This window comes from Streptomyces sp. NPDC051104, assembly GCF_040682835.1.
Classification (GTDB): Bacteria; Actinomycetota; Actinomycetes; order Streptomycetales; family Streptomycetaceae; genus Streptomyces; species Streptomyces cynarae.
Map to the genome: position 1 here is coordinate 281,457 of NZ_JBFBBS010000005.1, position 20,677 is coordinate 302,133.

Consider the following 20,677-nt stretch of genomic DNA (forward strand, 5'->3'; position numbering starts at 1 on the left):
CCGGTGATGGGGAACGGGCCCTCGTAAGGGGTATGTGGAAGTGGTCCTAGAACGCGGCCTCGTCCAGCTCCATGAGGTCCAGGTCCACGCCCCCGGCGACCTTGCGGGCCAGGGTCACGCCCGGCAGGACGTTGGCCGCGAAGAACTTCGCCGCCGCGATCTTGCCCTGGTAGAACGCCTTGTCCTTGTTCGACGCGCTCGGCAGCTTCTCGGCGGCGACCGCGGCGCCCTTCAGCAGCAGGTAGCCGACGACCACGTCACCGGAGGCCATCAGCAGGCGGGTGGTGTTCAGGCCCACCTTGTAGATGTTCTTGACGTCCTGCTCGGTGGCCGCGAGGTCGGTCAGCATCAGGCCGACGATGGCCTCGAGCTCCACGGCCGCCTTGGCGAGGTGGTCGCGGGCCGCGGCCAGCTCCTCGCCGCCCTCGCCCACCGCCAGGAACTTCTTGATCTCCTCGGCGAGGGAGTTCAGCGCGGCGCCCTGGTTGCGGACGATCTTCCGGAAGAAGAAGTCCTGGCCCTGGATCGCGGTGGTGCCCTCGTACAGGGTGTCGATCTTGGCGTCGCGGATGTACTGCTCGATCGGGTACTCCTGCAGGAAGCCGGAGCCGCCGAAGGTCTGCAGCGACTGGGCGAGCTGCTCGTAGCCCTTCTCGGAGCCGTAGCCCTTGACGATGGGCAGGAGCAGGTCGTTCAGCGCGTGCTCCGTCGACGCGTCCTCGCCGTTCGCCTCCTTGACCGCGATCGCGTCCTGGACGGAGGCGGTGTACATCACCAGCGCCCGCATGCCCTCCGCGTACGCCTTCTGCGTCATCAGCGAACGGCGCACGTCCGGGTGGTGGGTGATGGTGACCTTGGGCGCGGTCTTGTCCATGAAGTTCGCCAGGTCGGGACCCTGGACGCGCTCCTTGGCGTACTCCAGCGCGTTCAGGTAGCCGGTGGACAGTGTGGAGATCGCCTTCGTGCCGACCATCATGCGGGCGAACTCGATGATGCGGAACATCTGGCGGATGCCGTCGTGCTTGTCGCCGATCAGCCAGCCCTTGGCGGGGTGCTTGTCGCCGAACGTCATCTCGCAGGTGTTGGAGGCCTTCAGGCCCATCTTGTGCTCGACGTTCGTGGCGTACACGCCGTTGCGCTCGCCCAGCTCGCCGGTCTCGAAGTCGAACAGGTACTTCGGGACGAGGAACAGGGACAGGCCCTTGGTGCCGGGGCCGGCGCCCTCGGGACGGGCGAGGACGTAGTGGAGGATGTTCTCCTCCATGTCGTGCTCACCGGAGGTGATGAAGCGCTTCACGCCCTCGATGTGCCAGGAGCCGTCCTCCTGCTGGACGGCCTTGGTGCGCCCGGCGCCCACGTCCGAGCCGGCGTCCGGCTCGGTGAGCACCATGGTGGAGCCCCAGCGCTTCTCGACGGCTGTCTTCGCGATCTCCTTCTGGACCTCGGTGCCCTCCTCGAAGAGGATGCGCGCGAACGCCGGGCCGGACGAGTACATCCAGATGGCCGGGTTCGAGCCGAGGATCAGCTCCGCGTAGGCCCAGATCAGGGACGGCGGGGCGGTGGTGCCGCCGATCTCCTCGGGCAGGCCCAGGCGCCAGTACTCGGAGTCCATGAAGGCCTGATAGCTCTTCTTGAAGGACGCCGGGACCGGCGCGGTGTTGGTCTCCGGGTCGAAGACGGGCGGGTTGCGGTCGGCGTCCACGAAGGACTCCGCCAGCTCGGTCTCCGAAAGGCGGGTCAGCTCCTCGAGGATGCTCTTGGCGGTCTCGGTGTCCATCTCCGCGAACGGGCCGGTGCCGTACAGCTTGTCGCGCCCGAGCACCTCGAAGAGGTTGAACTCGATGTCGCGGAGATTCGACTTGTAGTGCCCCATGGCGACGGCTCCGTAGAGGGATCGGCGAGGCACTGTCTCCTCGCAACTGGTTCATCTACCAACAAGTAGCTCAGATGATGCTACCCGTCGGTAATAAGAAGCAACCCCTCATGGCCCAGATGTGGCCCACTACTCTTTGGGACATGTACGGCTACCAGAACGCGGGCGCTCAGCAGAGTTACGCCTCGGAGCAGATGCCCGGGCAGCAGATGCCGGGTGGTCAGATGCCCGGCGGGTACGGCCAGCAGCCGCCGCTGTACCCCGAGCCGTCGCCGCCGTCGCTCGCGGACGCGGTCCGTGCGTTCACCACCGGGTCGATGTCCGCGGAGGACTTCCAGCAGATCTTCGCCACGTCCAAGGTGTACTGCCCGCGCGGCGACAACCCCGGCTTCCTGGCGCTGCACAACACCCAGCAGCCGGTGATCCCGATGTTCACCTCGCTCAAGGAGCTGCGGCGGTACGCCGGCAAGGAGTCGAAGTACTTCGTGATCACCGGGGCGGAGGTGATCGACTTGCTGCCGACCGGCTACGGCTTCGTCCTGGACATGGAGGGCGAGCATCGGATGGTGTTCGATGCGAAGGCCGTCGAACAGATGGTCGAGTTCGCCATGCGCCGGATGTACGGCTAGACGCCCTTGCTGCGCGGACGGCCAGGTGCCGTCCCCAGTCTCGCGCCCCTGGCGGGGCGTACCCCGAGCCCGGAGGGAATGCCCTCCGGGCTTTCTGTGTTGGGGGTGGCAGAAAGTTCAACGGTCAACTAAACTCGGACCACAAGGAGGTACCGACATGCCCGCAGTGACCGTCGAGAACCCGCTGACCCTTCCCCGTGTGGTCGCGCCCGCCGACGCGGTGGCCCGTCCCGTGCTCGGTGTCACGACCGCGCCCAGCGGCTTCGAGGGCGAGGGCTTCCCGGTCCGTCGCGCCTTCGCCGGGATCCACTACCGCCACCTCGACCCGTTCATCATGATGGACCAGATGGGCGAGGTGGAGTACGCGCCCGGTGAGCCCAAGGGAACCCCCTGGCACCCCCACCGCGGCTTCGAGACCGTGACCTACATCATCGACGGCGTCTTCGACCACCAGGACTCGCACGGCGGTGGCGGCACCATCACCAACGGCGACACCCAGTGGATGACCGCCGGCTCCGGCCTGTTGCACATCGAGGCGCCGCCGGAGTCGCTGGTCGTCTCCGGCGGTCTGTTCCACGGCATCCAGCTGTGGGTCAACCTGCCCGCCAAGGACAAGATGATGGCCCCCCGCTACCAGGACATCCGCGGCGGCCAGGTCCAGCTGCTGACCACCCCCGACGGCGGCGCGCTGATCCGTGTCATCGCGGGTGAGCTGGACGGCCACCAGGGCCCCGGCATCACGCACACCCCTATCACCCTGATCCACGCCACCGTGGCGCCGGGTGCCGAGGTCACCCTCCCGTGGCGCGAGGACTTCAACGGCCTCGCCTACGTCCTGGCCGGCCGCGGCAGCGTGGGCGCGGAGCGGCGGCCGATCCGCCTCGGCCAGACCGCCGTGTTCGGTGCGGGCTCCTCGATCACCGTCCGCGCGGACGAGAAGCAGGACTCCCACACCCCCGACCTGGAGGTCGTGCTGCTCGGCGGGCAGCCGATCCGTGAGCCGATGGCGCACTACGGGCCGTTCGTGATGAACACCCGCGAGGAGCTCCAGCAGGCGTTCGAGGACTTCCAGAAGGGGCGCCTCGGGACCGTCCCGGCGGTGCACGGGATGACGGAGAGCGGACCGCAGGGTTCCTGACCTCTCGGCAGTTGGCACCGCGTCACCCGGGCGGGCTGTCCGCACAGGACGGCCCGCCCTTCGCGTGATCGTCTGGAAGGGTGCAGCTGCTCCCCGACCCCGTCCGCCGGCTCGCCGCCTGGTGTGCGGTGTTCCTGCTGGTCGCCGGGGTCGCCTGGATCGTGGTCCGGCTGTGCGGCCAGTTCCGTACGGCCGTCGTGCCGGTGCTCCTCGCGCTGCTCGGGAGCGCGCTGCTCGGGCCGCTGCACCGGCGGCTGGCGCGGATGGGCGTGCACCGGTCGCTCGCGGCCGGGATCACGTGCGTCGCCGTCCTGGCCGTGGTGGGCGGTGCGGTGTACGTCGTCGTCGCCGCGCTCGTCGAGACCGGCGACCAGATCATCTCCTCCCTCGAACGGGCCGGGAAGTCGCTCGCGCGGAACTTCGGGGCGGCCGGGACCTCGCTCGACGATCTGGCCTCCCACTCCAAGGAGCTGCTCCGCAAGTTCGGCGGGACCGCCGCCCGCAATGTGATCAGCGGGGTGAGCGTCGTCAGCGAGACCATCGCCATGGGCGCCCTGGCCCTGCTGCTCGTCTTCTTCTTCCTGCGCGACTCCCACCGGGCCTCGGACACGCTGCGATCGCTGGCCCCGCAGGGCACCGCCGACACCGTCGAGGCCGTGGCGCGGCGCGCCTACGGGGCCGTGGAGGGCTTCATGCGCGGGACCACGATCATCGCGGTCATCGACGCCATCTGCATCACCGTGGGGCTGCTGGTGCTGCGCGTTCCCGGAGCGATCGGGCTCGGCGCGCTCGTCTTCGTCGGGGCGTACGTGCCCTACCTCGGTGCCTTCCTCTCCGGCGCGGTCGCCATCCTGGTCGCCCTCGCGGACCGCGGCTTCGTGATCGCGCTGTGGGCGCTCGGCGTGGTCGTCGCGGTGCAGCTGCTGGAGGGGCATGTGCTGCAGCCGATGGTGCAGAGCCGGACCGTGCACATGCATCCGGCGGCGGTGCTGCTGGCGATCACGGCGGGGGCGTCCGTGGCCGGAATCCTGGGGATGCTGCTGGCCGTACCACTGACGGCGGCGGCGTTCGGCGTGGCGCACGAGCTGCGGATGCGGTACGGGCACGGCCCTGAGGACGAACAGGAACCGTAGGGCCGGCAGCGGGTCACAGAGAGGCCCCGTGCACCCGCAGGCCCCTTCGGCCCCGTACGCCGTGCGCCTACGCCTCCCCGTCCTCCTTCAACGGCTCCTCCTCCAGCTCGAACCAGATGCTCTTGCCCTCGCCCCGCGGATCGACGCCCCAGGCGTCCGCGAGGAGCTCCATGAGGACCAGGCCGCGGCCCGAGGAGGCCAGCTCGCCGGGGTGGCGTCTGTGCGGGAGGTCGTCGCTGGCGTCCGTGACCTCCACCCGGACCCGGCGCCCGGCCCGGCCGCCCGGGCCGTCGCCGTCGCCGGAGACCTCGGCGACCAGCAGCGCGTCCGTGTCGGTGTGCACCAGGACGTTGGTGAGCATCTCGGAGGCCAGGAGCACCGCCGAGTCGACCTGCTCGGCGGAGGACCAGTCGTGCAGCAGTTCGCGCAGCTGCTGCCGGACGCCCGCGATCCGCTCGGGCTCGGCCTGCGCGATCGCCAGCGCCGTACGCCGTATCACCGGCAGTACCGGGGCGACCGTGCCGCCGCAGGTGCCCGCCCCGCTCGCACGGCACAGCAGCACCACGGCGATGTCGTCCTCGCGCCGGTCGGTCAGCGGCCCGGTGGCGTAGTGCGAGGAGGGCCCGTGCACGGCCTGGACCAGCGCGTCGGCCAGCTCCTCCATGTCGCCGTCGTGCTCCTCGAGGATGCGCCGGATCCGCCGCCAGCCGGTCTCCAGGTCGTGGCCGCCGGTCTCGATCAGGCCGTCCGTGCAGAGCAGCATGGTCTCGCCGGGCTCCAGGACGAGCCGGGTGGTCGGGTAATCCGCGTCCGGGTCGATGCCGAGCGGCAGCCCGCCCGAGGTCGGCCGCATCAGCACCGTGCGGTCGGCCATGCGGATCGCGGGGTCCGGGTGGCCGGCGCGGGCGATCTCCAGCGTCCCGGTCGCCGGGTCCACCTCCACATAGAGGCAGGTCGCGAAGCGCAGGTCCGCGCCGTCCTCGCCGTAGGTCATCCCATGCAGGAAGCGGGAGGCGCGGGAGAGGACCGCGTCCGGGCGGTGGCCCTCGGCGGCGTATGCGCGCAGGGCTATCCGCAGCTGGCCCATGAGGCCCGCGGCGCGCACGTCGTGGCCCTGGACGTCGCCGATGGTCAGCGCGAAGCGGCCTCCCCCGGAGGGGGTACCCCCAGGCAGCTGGATCATGTCGTACCAGTCGCCGCCCACCTGGAGCCCGCCGCCGGTCGGCACATAGCGCGCGGCCACCGTCATGCCGGGTATCTGCGGACCCAGCGTGGGCATCATCGAGCGCTGCAGCCCGTCCGTCAGCTCCCGCTCCGTCTCGGCGGCGCCCGCCCGGGTGAGGGCCTGGGCGAGCATGCGGGCGACCGTGGTGAGCACCGAACGCTCGTCGGACGTGAAGGCGACCGGGTGCTTGAACGCCGCCATCCAGGCGCCCATCGTGCGTCCCGCGACGGTGAGCGGCAGGAAGGCCCAGGACTGGCGGCCGAACTGCGCGGCGAGCGGCCAGGAGGCCGGGTAGCGGGCCTTGTACTCCTCGGGCGAGGACATGTACACGGCGCGGCCGGTGCGGACGACCTCGGCGGCCGGGTAGTCCGTGTCCAGCGACATCTGGGTGAAGGGCGCCTCGTCGCCCGGCTTGTGCCCGTGGTGGCCGATGACGGTCAGCCGGTCGGCCTCGACCCCGAATACGGCCAGCCCGTCCGGCGAGAACCCGGGCATCGACAGCCCGGCCGCGACCCGCAGCACCTCCTCCGTGGACCGCGCCTCGGCCAGCGCGCGCCCCGCGTCCAGCAGGAACGCCTCGCGGGAGCGGCGCCAGTCACCGATGACGGGTGCCCGGGCGGCGGCTCCGGGGACGGGCTCGGTGACCTCCTGAAGGGTGCCGACCAGCTTGTACTCGCCGGTGCGCGCGTCCAGCGACGGCTTGGAACGGCTGCGGACGATACGGACGACACGGTTGTTCTCGTCCATGATCCGCATCCGGACCTCGGCGATGGTGCCCTCGGCGAGGGCCAGCTGGACCACCCCGTCGACCTCGTTCCAGTCGACCGGGTGGAACCGGGAGCGGATCTGGGCCTCGGTGAGCGTGGTCGGCTCGGCGGGCAGCCCGACGAGCCGCGCGGCCTCGGCATCCAGGGTGACGAGCCCCGCGGCGGCGTCGTAGCGCCACATGCCGGTCGCCACGGCGGCCAGGACGTCCCCCACGGCGGGCAGGGGCTCACCAGTGCGCATTGCCCCACTGTAAGAAGAGGGGATCGGGAGGTGCCACTGAAAGTGAGCAACAGCGATCTTGAGCTGGTTCGCGGTGATTCCGGCGCACCGGAAGAATCGGGGCGAGGCGATCTTGGGGCGGCCGGTACGCTTGATGGGTCCGGGCCGTGCCCGCCCGGAGGCGCCGGGGCGAGCGGCCCCGGCGAGACCCCGATCCTGCGAAGACTGGATGAACGACGATGCACCGGTACAGGTCCCACACCTGCGGCGAGCTCCGCGCCTCTGACGTCGGCAAGGACGTCCGGCTGAGCGGCTGGCTGCACAATCGGCGCGACCTGGGCGGCATCCTGTTCATCGATCTGCGCGACCACTACGGCATCACGCAGCTCGTCGCCCGCCCGGGCACGGCGTCGTACGAGGCCCTGGACAAGCTCTCCAAGGAGACGGTCGTCCGCGTCGACGGCGAGGTCGTCTCCCGTGGTACCGAGAACGTGAACCCGGACCTGCCCACCGGTGAGATCGAGATCGAGGTCGGCGAGGTCGAGGTGCTGGGCGCGGCCGCCCCGCTCCCCTTCACGATCAACACCGAGGACGGGGTCAACGAGGAGCGGCGCCTGGAGTACCGCTTCCTGGACCTGCGCCGTGAGCGCATGCACCGCAACATCATGCTGCGCACGGCCGTGATCTCGGCGATCCGCCACAAGATGGCGGCGATGGGCTTCAACGAGATGGCGACCCCGATCCTGACGGCGACCTCCCCCGAGGGCGCCCGCGACTTCGTGGTCCCCTCCCGCCTGAACCCGGGCAAGTTCTACGCGCTGCCGCAGGCGCCGCAGCAGTTCAAGCAGCTGCTGATGATCTCCGGCTTCGACCGCTACTTCCAGATCGCGCCCTGCTTCCGTGACGAGGACGCGCGCGCGGACCGTTCGCCGGGCGAGTTCTACCAGCTCGACGTGGAGATGTCCTTCGTCGAGCAGGAGGACGTGTTCCAGCCGATCGAGAAGCTGATGACGGAGATCTTCGAGGAGTTCGGGGACGGCCGGCACGTCACCTCCCCGTTCCCGCGGATCCCGTTCCGTGAGGCGATGCTGAAGTACGGCTCGGACAAGCCGGACCTGCGCGCCCAGCTGGAGCTGGTCGACATCACCGACATCTTCGAGGGCTCGGAGTTCAAGGCGTTCGCGGGCAAGCACGTGCGCGCGCTGCCGGTGCCGGACACGGCCTCGCAGCCCCGCAAGTTCTTCGACCAGCTCGGCGAGTACGCGGTGGAGCAGGGCGCCAAGGGCCTGGCCTGGGTGCGGGTCGGCGAGGACGGCACGCTGTCCGGCCCGATCGCCAAGTTCCTGACCGAGGAGAACGTCGCGGAGCTGACGAAGCGGCTGTCGCTGTCGGCCGGTCACGCGGTCTTCTTCGGCGCGGGTGAGTTCGACGAGGTCTCCAAGATCATGGGCGCGGTCCGGGTGGAGGCGGCCAAGCGGGCCGGCCACTTCGAGGAGGGCGTCTTCCGCTTCTGCTGGATCGTCGACTTCCCGATGTTCGAGAAGGACGAGGACACCGGAAAGATCGACTTCTCGCACAACCCGTTCTCGATGCCGCAGGGCGGCATGGAGGCGCTCGAGACCCAGGACCCGCTGGACATCCTGGCCTGGCAGTACGACATCGTCTGCAACGGCGTGGAGCTGTCCTCGGGCGCGATCCGGAACCACGAGCCGGACATCATGCTCAAGGCCTTCGGTATCGCGGGCTACGACGAGGAGACGGTGGAGCGCGAGTTCGCCGGCATGCTCCGTGCGTTCCGCTTCGGCGCCCCGCCGCACGGCGGCATCGCCCCGGGCATCGACCGCATCGTGATGCTCCTGGCGGACGAGCCGAACATCCGCGAGACGATCGCGTTCCCGCTCAACGGCAACGCGCAGGACCTGATGATGGGCGCGCCGACGGAGCTGGACGAGGCGCGGCTGAGGGAACTGCACATCTCGGTGCGCAAGCCGCAGGCGAAGTAGCGAGGCAAGAGGGTGGCCCGGAACCGACGGTCGGTTCCGGGCCACTTTCGCATGGCAGAGGCCCGGCCGGTTCGTCATCCGGCTCCGGGCCTCTGCGGTGAGGGGCGTGTCGTGTGACCTCGCTGCGGCGTACGGCGTTGATCACGTCGTACGGAAAGGAGAGCGGATGGTCGGCTCGTCGCACGAGGCGCTGCACCGGATCTTCCAGAAGGACCCGGCGCCCCCGACGAGTGCCCTGCAGCAGGTGTTGAACATCCCGTTCCCCGAGCCGCGCGAGTTCGCGGCCATGAACGTGGACCTGACGGAAGTCGAGCCGGTCGAACGCCGGCGTCCTTGGTGCAGTTCGTCGACTCATGCTTGGGCAAGCCGCGCAAGCGCCGTGTCGTCATGGGTTCCGTCGCCGTCGTCGTGGCCGGTGGGATCGGTTGCGGCGCTCTCCGGACAGCATCCCGAACATCGCCCGGCCCTCCATCGTGGAGGTGTCGATGCCCTGCTCGATGACGTGCAGCCCGATCCCGCGCTCGCGCAGGTCGGCACCGAGGGTCACCAGATGCAGCACGGAGCGGGAGAGCCGGTCGAGCCGGGTGACCTTCAGTGTGTCGCCCTCACGCAGCAGTTCGAGGACGAGATCGAGCTTTGGCCGGGACGCCTTGGCACCGCTTGCCTTGCCGACGTGGATGTTGTCGCGGTCGACTCCGTGGCGGAGTAGTGCGTCGATCTGATGATCAGGGTTCTGGTCGGCAGTCGAGACCCGGCCGTAGCCGATGAGCATGTGTCGGAATCTATCGGCCTACCGTTCACCGACGTTGATTTTCGACGCGAGTTGTCGACAGCGCCCACCTGCGGGTTCGTGATCACGGGCCGGAGTGTCGATAGACGGTTGTTCGCCGACAGTCCGCAACCTGGTCCGAGTTCCCCCGGGGCGGTAAGGCGTCCGGGTCGCGGCGGCACGAACGACGTCGTGTGACGCCCCGTCCACCACCGTCCGATGGGGTAGCCGCACGGGTATCGATACCCGGCCTGGGGCGGTCCCGGGCAGGCTGGACGTACATGGCCATCAGGTACCATGCAGAGCATGGTACCTGATGTGGCAAGTAAGGGTGGCCCTGGGAAGGCGGAAAGTCAGCTCCGCAAAGGAGTGCTGGAGTACTGCGTCCTGGGACTTCTGCGCAGTGGCGCTCGCTACGGCGTAGAGCTGCTGGAGGTGCTTGGCACGGTGAACGTGATGACCACCAGCCAGGGGACGATCTATCCGTTGCTGGCCCGGTTGCGCCGTGACGGTTTGGTGGATACCACCTGGCAGGAGTCCCCAAGTGGGCCGCCGCGCCGCTACTACATGCTGACCCCTCAGGGAGAGGCGGCGCTGGCGGAGTTCACTGAGATCTGGCCGCACTTCCGCGACGCCGTGGACCGCTTCATCGCCGATTGAACGACCGAACTCCCCACTGCCTTTACCTGGAGACTCACTATGAAGACCGTCGAGCACCCGCTTGCGGTGGCCTGCCTGGAGGCTGTGGCACGCGAGGCCGCAGCCCTGGCACCGGAGCGCCGCAACGAACTTCTTGCCGATCTGACCGAGCACATTGCGGTGGCATTCGCCGAGCAGCCGGCCCGCGACGAGGCATAGGTGAAAGCCGTCCTGGACCGCCTCGGCGACCCCCGCACCATCGTGGCCACCGCCCGCGAAGGCGAGACCATCGCGCTTCCGGTTGGCAAGTGGCACAGCCTTGCCCCGTTGATCTTGCTTCCGGCGGCCGGACTTCTCGGGGGCGTCAGCCTCGTCCTGGGCGGCATTGCCGTGATCGCGGGTGTCGTGCTGCTGTGGGCAGCACCTCACTGGAGCAGGCGCGACAAGATCATCGGCACTGCGGCCACGCTCCCGGTCCCTATAGCGCTTGTCGGCATAGCCTTCACTGCGGCAACAACGGGGCCGCTCGACCCGGGGCTGCTCACTCTCATCGCCCCTGGCGTGCTGGTCCCGGCGGCCGCATCGGTATACCTCTTCCGGGCAGGGCGCCGCATGTCGTCATGATGAGGAATCGCCTGTTCTGGCAGCGTCACCGGCCGCATGGCGCGGACCGGGCACCTTGATGGTCGGCGCAAGTTCGAGCCGCTTGTCCATGTCGAGGCGCGGCACCACCGGCGCCGGGGTTCATTCCTAGGAGTACGCAGACGAACAGGGGCCCGGGAGCCTCTCGGCTTCCGGGCCCCCTTCAGTGCGCGGGCGCCGCTACTCCGTCTCGCCGCCGAAGCGCTCCTTGTACCCGGCCAGGTCCTCGTCCGTCAGCTTCGCGAACAGGACCGGCGGGACGGTGAAGGGCGTGCCCGGGGCGACGGCGGTGAGGGACCTGGCCTCCTCCTGCGTGACCCAGGCCGCCGTGTCGTCCTTCAGGTCGAAGGCCGCGCGCATGGCCGCCGAGGACGTCGGGATGAACGGCTCCGAGACCACCGCGTACAGGTGGATCAGGTTCATCGCCGTGCGCAGGGTGAGGGCCGCGCCCTCCTTGTTGGTCTTGATCTCCAGCCAGGGGGCCTTCTCCTCCAGGTACGAGTTGCCGGCCGACCACAGGGCGCGCAGCGCCGCCGCCGCCTTGCGGAACTGGATGGCCTCCATGTGCTCCTCGTACTCCGAGAGCAGACGGGCGATCTCCTCGCCGAGCCGCGCCTCGGCCTCACCCGGCGCGCCGCCCTCGGGGACGGAGTCTCCGAAGCGCTTGCGAGAGAAGGAGAGAACGCGGTTGACGAAGTTGCCCAGTGTGTCGGCGAGGTCCTTGTTCACCGTGGCCGTGAAGTGCTCCCAGGTGAAGGAGGAGTCGTCCGACTCGGGCGCGTTCGCCATCATGAAGTAGCGCCAGTAGTCGGCGGGCAGGATCTCCAGCGCGTCGTGCGTGAAGACGCCGCGCTTCTGCGAGGTGGAGAACTTGCCGCCGTAGTAGTTGAGCCAGTTGAAGGCCTTGATCACGTCGACCTTTTTCCACGGCGCGCGGGTGCCCAGCAGGGTCGCCGGGAACATCACGCTGTGGAAGGGCACGTTGTCCTTGCCCATGAACTGGGTGTAGTGGACGTCCGCGTCCGACTCCCACCACCAGGAGCGCCAGTCGCGGTTCTCCGGGTCCTGGTCCGCCCATTCCTTGGTCGCGCCGATGTACTCGATCGGGGCGTCGAACCAGACGTAGAAGACCTTGCCCTCGGCGGCCAGGTCCGGCCAGGTGTCGGCCGGGACCGGGACGCCCCAGTCCAGGTCACGGGTGATCGCACGGTCGTGCAGGCCCTCGGTGAGCCACTTGCGGGCGATGGAGGAGGCGAGGACCGGCCAGTTGTCGGCGCGCTCGTCCACCCAGGCCTCGACCTCGCCGGCCAGGGCCGACTGGAGGAGGAAGAGGTGCTTGGTCTCGCGGATCTCCAGGTCGCTGCTGCCGCTGATCGCCGAGCGCGGGTCGATCAGGTCGGTCGGGTCCAGCACACGGGTGCAGTTCTCGCACTGGTCGCCGCGGGCCTTGTCGTAGCCGCAGTGCGGACACGTGCCGATGATGTACCGGTCCGGCAGGAAGCGGCCGTCGGCGTTCGAGTACACCTGGCGGATGGCCCGCTCCTCGATGAATCCGTTCGCCTTCAGCTCGCGGGCGATCTCCTGGGTGATCTCGCGGTTCTGCGGGGAGGAGCTGCGGCCGAAGTAGTCGAACGCCAGGTTGAAGCCGTCGTAGACCGCCTTCTGGGCGTCGTGCGCCTGCGCGCAGAACTCGTCCACCGGGAGACCCTGCTCCTTGGCGGCCAGCTCGGCCGGGGTGCCGTGCTCGTCCGTCGCGCAGATGAAGAGCACCTCGTGGCCCCGCTGGCGGAGGTAGCGGGAGTACACGTCCGCCGGGAGCATGGACCCCACCATGTTGCCCAGGTGCTTGATCCCGTTGATGTACGGAAGGGCGCTGGTGATGAGGTGTCGAGCCATCGCGGGCTGCTCCCAGGTCGATACGTGGGGTGACGACGGCCGGCTCTCGGGCCGACTGCGCATCGTCTACGAACCTTGAAATCGTAGCCGACATGGGTACGCCGCCCGCTTCCCGTTTTGGGGGTGAGAAGCGGGCGGCGTCCTAGGGGGCCGCCCGGGGAGGTTTTACGGGCGCCAGTTCGCCAGTACGCCCTCGTAGACCTCGGCGTCCGTGAGCTCGCGCGGCGTTTCGCCGGCCAGGAAGTGGGATGTGTTGTCCGTCCTGAGCTTGCGGAGGTAGTCGAAGGCCTTGTTCTCCGGGTCGCCGAAGGCGATGAAAGAGAAGAAGAGCTGGGGGTGGCTCTTCGCGGCCTCGGTGAGGGACTGGGTGGCGGGGGTCTTCGCGTCCGGGGCGCCGTCCGTCTGGAAGATCACCAGGGCGGGGAGGTCCGGGTTCTCGGACTTGTCGTGGTCGGCGATCACCGCTTCCACGGCCGCGTGGTAGCTGGTGCGGCCCATACGGCCGAGGGACGCGTGGAGGGTGTCGATCTTGTTCTCGTGGTCGGCGAGGGTGAGCTCGCCGGTGCCGTCCAGTTCGGTGGAGAAGAAGACGACGGGGACCGTGGCCTCCGGGTCGAGGTGGGCGGCGAGGGCGAGGGCCTGCTCGCCGAGGGCCTGGGCGGAGCCGTCCTTGTAGTACGGGCGCATGGAGGCGGAGCGGTCGAGCACGAGGTAGACCTTGGCCCGGGTGCCGGTGAGGTGGCGGTCGTCGAGGACGGTGGCGGCGGCCTTGTAGGCGGTGAGGAGGCCGGGGGCGCGGGTCTTCAGGCGGGTGGGGGGGATGGCGGGGGCGGCCTTCGGCTCGGGCTGGGGGTTCGCCTGCGGGTTCGCCTGCGGCTCGGGCTGCGGCTCGGGCTGCGGGGCGGGGGTGGGGTCCGCCTCGGCTTCGCCTTCGGCGGAGGTGTTCCCACCCGCACCACCCGTGCGGGTGGTGGTGTCGGGTGCGGGTGACTCCTGTGGGGCTTCCTCGCCGTCGGCGGCTGCCGGGTCGTCGGTGGGGGCGGCGGCGGGCTGCTCAGCAGTGGCCGGTTCCGGTGCCTCGGCCTCAGGCTCCGGCTCTGCCGCCACCTCCGCGGTGGGCTCCTCCTGGGCCACGGGCTCGGGCGCCGCCTCGGGCTCCGGCTGAGGCGCGGACTTCGTCTCGGCCTCGGGCTGGGGTTCTGCCGCCACCTCGGCGGTGGACTCCTCCTGGGCCACGGGCTCGGGCGCCGCCTCAGGCTCCGGCTGAGGCGCAGGCTCGGTCTTCGCCTCCGGCTGGGACTCCGGCTCCGCCTTCGCTTCGGGCTCCGGCTGGGCCACGGGCTCGGGCGCCGCCTCGGGCTCCGGCTGAGGCGCGGGCTCGGTCTTCGCCTCCGGCTGGGACTCCGGCTCCGCCTTCGCTTCGGGCTCCGGCTGGGACTCCGGCTCCGCCTTCGCTTCGGCCTGAGACTCGGGGTTCGCCTCGGCTTCCGCCGTCGCCTCAGCGGTGGGCTCCGTCTCGGGTTCGGGCTCGGGCTCGACCCTGGTTCGCAGCTCCGGCTCCGCCTCGGCCTGAGGCTCAGCCCCCGCGTCGGCCTGAAGCTCAGTCGCCGGCTCGGCCGCCGGTTCCGTTGCAGCCGTCCGGTTCGGCGTTTCCGTGGTCGGCGGTTCCTCCCTGTGGGTCGGCTGCCTCGGTACCGTGACGTTGTCGAACGCCGCCGCCACCAGTTCGTGTTCGTCGTCCGTACGGCCCGAAGACTGCGCCGGTACCGCCGGCTCCGCGGCCGTCGACTGCGCCGGTTCCGTCAGCTCCGGTTCCGTCGGCCGTGCCGGTACTGCCTGCTCCGCGGCCGTCGACTGGGCCGGTACCGTCGGCTCCTGTGGCTCCCGCGTGGGCTCCTCTTCGGCGGAGCGACCCTTGCGTGAGCGGCCGAACGCGTTCCGCAGGAGAGTGAGAATGCCCATGTGCGCAACCCTTCGCGTGAGTTGATGCCCGTCAATCCCTGGCCAGGACGGACACGTAAGGTTAGCGGCCGAAGGCGGCGATCCTGGGTACCGTCCGAACATCGGAACCGCCGCCTGTCAATACCGCGATTCCGCCGTTACACATCCTCGGGGCCGAGACGGCTCGGCTCGCGCGGCACGCCACGCCGAGTGGCGCCCAACCCCCGTACGGTTCCATCCCGTTCACCGATCGTTCATCCCTCGGCGTTGCTCCCGCACACCCGATCCCCCTAGCGTCACGCCCACACCAAGGGTTCGTATGGGGAGAGTAAAGTGCGCAAACTGCTGCCGCTGATCGGCACGCCCTCCGGTTCGCATCCCGGCGGGCGGTCCGCCCTGACCTGTCGCTTCCGGTGCGGTGACGCCTGTTTCCACGAGGTGCCCAACACCAGCTCCAACGCGTACGCCGGCGATGTCATCACCGGCGTCCTCAGTCGCCGTTCCGCCCTCCGCGCCGCCGCCGTCGTCACGGTGGCCGCCACCACCGGTACGGCCGCGCTCGCGGCCACCGCCCCGCAGGCCGAAGCCGCCGCCCCGGCCCGCACCGACGCCGCCCGCGGCCTTCGTTTCACCCCCGTCGCGCCCAACACCGCCGACGCCGTCACCGTCCCCGACGGCTACCGTCAGAACGTCGTCATCCGCTGGGGCGACCCCATCCTCCGCGGCGCCCCCGCCTTCGACCCCGAGCACCAGACCGCCGCCGCCCAGGCCGGCCAGTTCGGGTACAACAACGACTTCCTCGCCCTCCTCCCGCTCCCGGGCGAGCGCGGCCGCCAGCTCCTCGTCGCCAACCACGAGTACACCGATGAAGTGATCATGTTCCGCGGGTACGACCCGGAGAACCCCACCCGGCAGCAGGCCGAGGTCGCCTGGGCCGCCCACGGGCTCTCCGCCGTCGTCGTCGAGGAGGACGAGCGCACCGGGCACCTGACCGCCGTGTCCCGTCATCCCCTCAACCGCCGTGTCACCGCCACCACCGAGTTCCGGCTCACCGGGCCGGCGGCGGGATCCGAGCTCCTGCGGACCTCCGCCGACCTCTCCGGCCGCAAGGTCCTCGGCACCCTCAACAACTGCTCCGGCGGCACCACCCCGTGGGGCACCACCCTCCACGGCGAGGAGAACTTCAACCAGTACTTCGCGAACGGCAGCCGGGCCACGGACAAGCGGTACGGCATCGGGACCGGTGCCACCGAGCGGAAGTGGGAACGGTTCGACAAGCGGTTCGACATCGCGCAGGAGCCCAACGAGGTCCACCGTTTCGGGTACGTCGTCGAGTTCGACCCGTACGACCCCACCTCCACGCCCCGCAAGCACACCGCCCTCGGCCGCTTCAAGCACGAGGCCGCCACCGTGCGGCTCACCGAGGACGGGCGGCCCGTCGTCTACTCGGGGGACGACGAGCGGTTCGACTACTTCTACAAGTTCGTCGGCAGCAAGCGGATGCGGCACGGCAACTCCCGGGCCGTGCGGGAGCACAACCTGTCGCTGCTCGACGAGGGCACGTTGTACGTCGCCAAGCTCACCGGTGACTCGCCGGCCTCCGAGATCGACGGGAGTGGGAAGCTGCCCGCCGACGGGGAGTTCGACGGGTCCGGCACCTGGATCCCGCTCGCCACCGCCACCGCCCACGGGGCCGTCTCGCACGTCGAGGGCATGACCGCCGAAGAGGTGTTCGTCTTCACCCGGCTGGCGGGAGACAAGGTCGGCGCCACCAAGATGGACCGCCCCGAGGACATCCAGCCCTCCCCGCACACCGGCAAGGTGTACGTCGTCCTCACCAACAACTCCAACCGGGGCAAGGCCGGATACGCGGCCGCCGACGAGGCCAACCCGCGCAACGTCAACAAGCACGGGCACATCCTGGAGCTCACCGAGCGCCTGGGCCGGCCCGACAGCACCACCTTCGCGTGGTCCGTCTTCCTCGTCGCCGGGGACCCCGCCGACCCCTCCACCTACTTCGCCGGATTCCCCAAGGACAGGGTCAGCCCCATCTCCTGCCCGGACAACGTGGCCTTCGACCCCCACGGCAACCTGTGGATCTCCACCGACGGCAACCAGCTCGGCTCCCACGACGGCCTGTTCGGCGTGGCGACGAGCGGTGACCGGCGCGGTGAGCTGAAGCAGTTCCTGACCGTGCCCACGGGTGCCGAGACGTGCGGGCCGATCGTGCAGGACCGGCGCGTGGTCGTGGCCGTGCAGCACCCCGGCGAGGTCGACGGCGCGTCCGTGGAGAAGCCGGCCAGCACCTGGCCCGACGGCCCCGGGAAGATCGTCCGCCCGGCCGTCGTCGCGGTGTGGCGCGCGGACGGACGCGACATCGGCGTCTGAGACCGTAAGCCAGTAAGCCAGTAAGTCAGTAAGCCAAGTCGGCGGTAAAGGAGTACGGCCGTACGGCACGTGGGCGGTCGTGGTCTCAGTGCGGGGACGCGATCGCCCGTGCCGCCGCCACCTCCTGCCGCAGCGGCTCAAGGATGCTCTCCGCCGGGCCGGTGGGGTCGGTGCGGACCGGGACCAGCACCTCCGTCTCCCGCAGGCCCTCCGACAGCTCTCGCAGTTGCAGGGTGATCTGGGCGATCTCGGCGGGCGACGGCGGCGGTGCCCCCTGCTTCACCCGTACCCGGGCCGCCGTCGACGGGGAGTTGCGGGGGATGGTTGCCGACGCGGAGAGGGAAGAGGCGGTGCGGAAGCGGCGCTAGCGGAGAGCTGCGGTGCCTACGGGAGAGCTGCGGTGCTACTGGAGAGCTACGGGGCCCGTTCCGTGCGCGGTACCGTCACCAGGGACCAGATCACGAAACCGCCGATCGCGATGGCGATGATCGACCAGATCGGGGCGTACGGCAGGAACATGAAGTAAAGGATCATGTAGAGGGCCGCCAGGCCCACACCCACCCAGCGGGCCCACTCCAGGCCCTGCAGGACGCCCCACCCCGTGATCGCCACGAGAGCGCCGACGATCAGGTGGATCCAGCCCCACGTGGAGAGGCTGAACTGGTACACGTAGTCGCCGACGCGGACGTAGACGTTGTTCGTGGCGATGCCGGCGATGCCGTTCAGCACGCCGACGATGCCGCCGACCATCATCAGGACCCCGGCGAACGCCATGCCGCCGGTGGCCCACGCCGTCTGTCTGGCGTGCGTGGTGGATGCGGTGTGCTGGACCATGGGGTTGCCTCCTGGGGACGGGGCCTTCACCCGAAGGTTCACCCCGAGGAGGATGCGCCGCAGGGTGAAGCGGTCCGAACGGGTGAGCGCAGAACTCCCGCGGCCGCCGGCGCGGAGGGTGCCGTCGCGGACCGCGTCAGGCCTGGACCTGCGACGGTCGCTCCGCCGCAACTCGTGCGGGCTCTTCGGACGCGCGCCGGCGTCGCACGTACCGGCCCGTGAGCCAGGCGGCCAGGGCCACCAGGAGCCCGAGTCCGAGCAGCAGCCAGGAGACCAGGCGCAGGGTCTCGGTGAGGGCGTCGTAGACCGCGCCGGCCGCCGGGTGCGAGACGTCCGGCGGCAGGTCCGCCAGCGTCATGCGGCGCCCCACCGCGATCGCGACCCCGAGCAGGGCCGCGCCCAGCGCGGTGCCGAGGCCGGTCGCCAGCACGGCCCGGCGGCGGCAGACGGCCACGAGGATGCCGGTCACCGCGAAGGCCGCGGCGGCGACGGGAAGCCAGAAGCCCGCGACTTCGAGCACGTGGAACCCCTTCCGGAGCTTCGTCAGGTCCTGCGACTGCAGCAGCGTGACCTCGGTGTGCGCTACGGGGATGCGGCCCGCGAACGGCACATGATCGTCGACGAGCTGCTGCTTCATGCGCTCGGTGACGGGGGCGAGGTCGAGGGTGACGGGCCCGTCGCCGCGGTCGTCGTCGTGCAGCGCGCGCATCACGGCGTCGTGCGCGCTGAGGTTCGCGGTGTCCCAGGCGGCGCGGAAGGCCTCCGTGTCCGTGAACGAGCGCACCGCGTCGTGGACGAAGGCGTGCACGGAGCCCCGCAGGGGCGGGCTGACGTGCACATCGCGCATGATGCCGTCCGTGACGGCACCGGCGATGGCGTCGCGGACCTCGGCGTCGGAGGCGAGCGGGGCGGTACTGGCCGCGTAGCGGTCGGCGTCCTCGATGCCGTACTTCGCCCACGCGGCGAGCACGCCGAGCGGTGCGAGCAGACACGCGAGGCCGAGCAGTACGGCGGACAGGACGCTGCGGACACGTCGGGACACGCCACCAGGGAACCGCCGGCACGGACGGCGCGCGAGCGGACCGCCTGCAAACGGGTGGACAGGGCGGCGGGGCGGGAGACCGCGGACGGGCGCGGCCCCGGCCGGGCCGGGTCGGTGCGGGCCGGCTCGGGGGCCGCGCGGTGACGTCCGCGGACGGGTCAGCCGGCCCGGCGGCCCTCTCCGTCCTCGTGCCTGGCGTAGTGGGAGAACGTCGAGTAGCGGTAGAAGTCGAACAGGAACGCGGCCAGCGCGACCACGAGCGCCAGGCCCGCCGCGTCCAGCACGCTCACATTGGCCTGGATGTAGAGGAAGCCGAGCGTGATGCCCGTGAACGCCCCCCACACCACCGCGTGCGCCCCGCGTCGAAGGCGCGGCGCCACGACGAACAGGGCGGAGCACAGCACCGTGAAGACGATCGTGCAGGCGAAGCCGAACACGAGGTTCCAGCCGGTGATGGGGCCGCCCTGGCGCCGGTTGGCCGCCGCCCAGTAGCCGTAGAGGAGCCCGATGGCGAGCGGCACGGCCAGTCGTCCGAGGCGGTGCACGCGCCGGTCGAAGAGGTTCGGCGGCCGATGGGCCGGGACGAAAGCGCGGGAGGTGGTGGCGGGTGGGTGCGGGGTCCCCGATGCGGGTGCCGCGTGAGCCATGGGAGCACTCCTCTCTCCTCGCCCCTGCACACCAGGGCACACCCTGGCGGGGGCGGTGGGCAAGTCGGGATGCGAGGCCTTTCGGAGCGTGTTTCGCTGGGGCTCATGAGGATCGTCCTGTTCGGCGCGACCGGGATGGTGGGCAGCCGGATCGCCGCGGAGGCGACGCGGCGCGGACACCGGGTGACGGCCGTCAGCCGCTCCGGCCGTTCGCCGGTGCCGGGGGTGACCGCAACGGCGGCGGACGCGGCGGATCCGGCGAAGGTCGCGGAGCTGGCGAGGGGGGCGGACGCGGTGGCGAGCGCGTGCGCACCGCCCCGGGACGGTACGGACCCGGAGGAGCCCTTCCTCGCGATCAACCGGGCGATCGTCCAGGGCACCCGGGACGCAGGGGTGCGGCGGCTCGTGGTGGTCGGCGGCGCGGGCAGCCTGGAGGTCGCGCCCGGGGAGGCGCTGCACGACCAGCCCGGTTTTCCGGAGGCGGTCCGGGCGGAGGCGCTGACGCACGGCACGGCCCTGGACTTCTACCGCACGGTGGACGACCTGGACTGGACGTACGTCTCCCCCGCCGCCGAGATCGCCCCCGGGCAGCGCACGGGCCGTTTCCGGGTGGGCGGCGACCAGTTGCTGACCGACGCGGAGGGCCGCAGCCGGATCAGCGCGGAGGACTACGCGGCGGCGTTCCTCGACGAACTGGAACAGGGCGCCCATGTACGCGCCCGCATGTCGGTGGCGTACTGACGACCGCGAGACCGACGGACTGACGAGACCGACGAACGGCAGGCAGGTCCGGTGCCCACGAGACGAGCCCCCGACGACCGACCGGAGGAAGGCCGGAGGGAAGAGGACGGCGCCGTACGACAGCGAGAGGACGCCCCACGGCTGGGCGCG

The 20,677-nt window shown here is 70.4% G+C and carries 17 protein-coding genes and 1 pseudogene; 9 read left to right on the plus strand and 9 right to left on the minus strand.

The genetic code is table 11. The features are described from left to right. Positions 1-46 precede the first annotated feature (46 nt). Positions 47-1,873: an acyl-CoA dehydrogenase gene (locus AB0N14_RS11100; protein ID WP_366025404.1), complete on the minus strand. Its 1,827-nt coding sequence runs from the start codon at positions 1,871-1,873 to the stop codon at positions 47-49. 143 nt (positions 1,874-2,016) lie between these two features. Between AB0N14_RS11100 and AB0N14_RS11105 the strand changes: the two genes are divergently transcribed. From AB0N14_RS11105 to AB0N14_RS11115, 3 genes are all read left to right on the plus strand, one after another. Then, complete coding sequence (locus tag AB0N14_RS11105; protein ID WP_103839423.1) at positions 2,017-2,502, plus strand: SseB family protein; 486 nt, start codon at positions 2,017-2,019, stop codon at positions 2,500-2,502. Between the two features lie 157 nt (positions 2,503-2,659). Then, complete coding sequence (locus AB0N14_RS11110) at positions 2,660-3,640, plus strand: pirin family protein (protein WP_366025369.1); 981 nt, start codon at positions 2,660-2,662, stop codon at positions 3,638-3,640. Between the two features lie 80 nt (positions 3,641-3,720). Beyond that, the gene (locus tag AB0N14_RS11115; RefSeq protein ID WP_366025370.1) at positions 3,721-4,773 is read left to right on the plus strand and encodes an AI-2E family transporter; all 1,053 of its coding nucleotides are present in this window, start codon (positions 3,721-3,723) and stop codon (positions 4,771-4,773) included. Positions 4,774-4,840: 67 nt separating this feature from the next. On the opposite strand, the gene AB0N14_RS11120 is transcribed toward AB0N14_RS11115, so the two are convergent. After that, positions 4,841-7,006, minus strand: coding sequence for a SpoIIE family protein phosphatase (locus tag AB0N14_RS11120; RefSeq protein WP_366025371.1), 2,166 nt, complete (start codon positions 7,004-7,006; stop codon positions 4,841-4,843). A gap of 218 nt (positions 7,007-7,224) precedes the next feature. Here AB0N14_RS11120 and aspS point away from each other — a divergent pair, with 218 nt between their 5' ends. Continuing rightward, positions 7,225-8,988: an aspartate--tRNA ligase gene (gene aspS, locus AB0N14_RS11125; protein WP_366025372.1), complete on the plus strand. Its 1,764-nt coding sequence runs from the start codon at positions 7,225-7,227 to the stop codon at positions 8,986-8,988. 385 nt (positions 8,989-9,373) lie between these two features. Here aspS and AB0N14_RS11130 read toward each other — a convergent pair whose 3' ends face one another. Then, a complete protein-coding gene (locus tag AB0N14_RS11130) occupies positions 9,374-9,760 on the minus strand; it encodes a recombinase family protein (RefSeq protein ID WP_366025373.1) in 387 nt (128 codons plus the stop codon). A 303-nt stretch (positions 9,761-10,063) separates the two neighbouring features. Between AB0N14_RS11130 and AB0N14_RS11135 the strand changes: the two genes are divergently transcribed. The 3 genes from AB0N14_RS11135 to AB0N14_RS11145 are packed head-to-tail and all read left to right on the plus strand — an operon-like array spanning position 10,064 to position 11,020. Then, positions 10,064-10,417, plus strand: a complete 354-nt coding sequence (locus tag AB0N14_RS11135; RefSeq protein WP_366025374.1) for a PadR family transcriptional regulator — start codon at positions 10,064-10,066, stop codon at positions 10,415-10,417. A gap of 39 nt (positions 10,418-10,456) precedes the next feature. Continuing rightward, positions 10,457-10,615, plus strand: a complete 159-nt coding sequence (locus AB0N14_RS11140; protein ID WP_366025375.1) for a hypothetical protein — start codon at positions 10,457-10,459, stop codon at positions 10,613-10,615. Then, the gene (locus AB0N14_RS11145; protein ID WP_366025376.1) at positions 10,616-11,020 is read left to right on the plus strand and encodes a hypothetical protein; all 405 of its coding nucleotides are present in this window, start codon (positions 10,616-10,618) and stop codon (positions 11,018-11,020) included. 198 nt (positions 11,021-11,218) lie between these two features. Here AB0N14_RS11145 and metG read toward each other — a convergent pair whose 3' ends face one another. Both metG and AB0N14_RS11155 read right to left on the minus strand, forming a co-directional pair. After that, entirely contained in the window at positions 11,219-12,934 is a 1,716-nt protein-coding gene (gene metG, locus AB0N14_RS11150) for a methionine--tRNA ligase (RefSeq protein ID WP_366025377.1), read from the minus strand. Positions 12,935-13,099: 165 nt separating this feature from the next. Then, positions 13,100-14,896: a VWA domain-containing protein gene (locus tag AB0N14_RS11155; RefSeq protein WP_366025378.1), complete on the minus strand. Its 1,797-nt coding sequence runs from the start codon at positions 14,894-14,896 to the stop codon at positions 13,100-13,102. Positions 14,897-15,208: 312 nt separating this feature from the next. On the opposite strand from AB0N14_RS11155, the gene AB0N14_RS11160 reads away from it, so the two are divergent. Next, positions 15,209-17,263, plus strand: coding sequence for a PhoX family protein (locus tag AB0N14_RS11160; RefSeq protein WP_366025379.1), 2,055 nt, complete (start codon positions 15,209-15,211; stop codon positions 17,261-17,263). Positions 17,264-17,348: 85 nt separating this feature from the next. On the opposite strand, the pseudogene AB0N14_RS11165 reads toward AB0N14_RS11160, so the two are convergent. From AB0N14_RS11165 to AB0N14_RS11180, 4 genes and pseudogenes are all read right to left on the minus strand, one after another. Next, a pseudogene (locus AB0N14_RS11165) lies at positions 17,349-17,564 on the minus strand (FUSC family protein); the annotation flags it as partial. A 113-nt stretch (positions 17,565-17,677) separates the two neighbouring features. After that, a complete protein-coding gene (locus tag AB0N14_RS11170; RefSeq protein WP_366025380.1) occupies positions 17,678-18,097 on the minus strand; it encodes a hypothetical protein in 420 nt (139 codons plus the stop codon). A gap of 136 nt (positions 18,098-18,233) precedes the next feature. Then, positions 18,234-19,139: a hypothetical protein gene (locus AB0N14_RS11175; protein ID WP_366025381.1), complete on the minus strand. Its 906-nt coding sequence runs from the start codon at positions 19,137-19,139 to the stop codon at positions 18,234-18,236. 158 nt (positions 19,140-19,297) lie between these two features. Then, on the minus strand, positions 19,298-19,786 hold the full coding sequence (locus tag AB0N14_RS11180) for a hypothetical protein (RefSeq protein WP_366025382.1): 489 nt from the start codon (positions 19,784-19,786) through the stop codon (positions 19,298-19,300). Positions 19,787-19,891: 105 nt separating this feature from the next. On the opposite strand from AB0N14_RS11180, the gene AB0N14_RS11185 reads away from it, so the two are divergent. Continuing rightward, a complete protein-coding gene (locus tag AB0N14_RS11185) occupies positions 19,892-20,527 on the plus strand; it encodes an NAD(P)H-binding protein (RefSeq protein WP_366025383.1) in 636 nt (211 codons plus the stop codon). Positions 20,528-20,677: the final 150 nt, after the last annotated feature.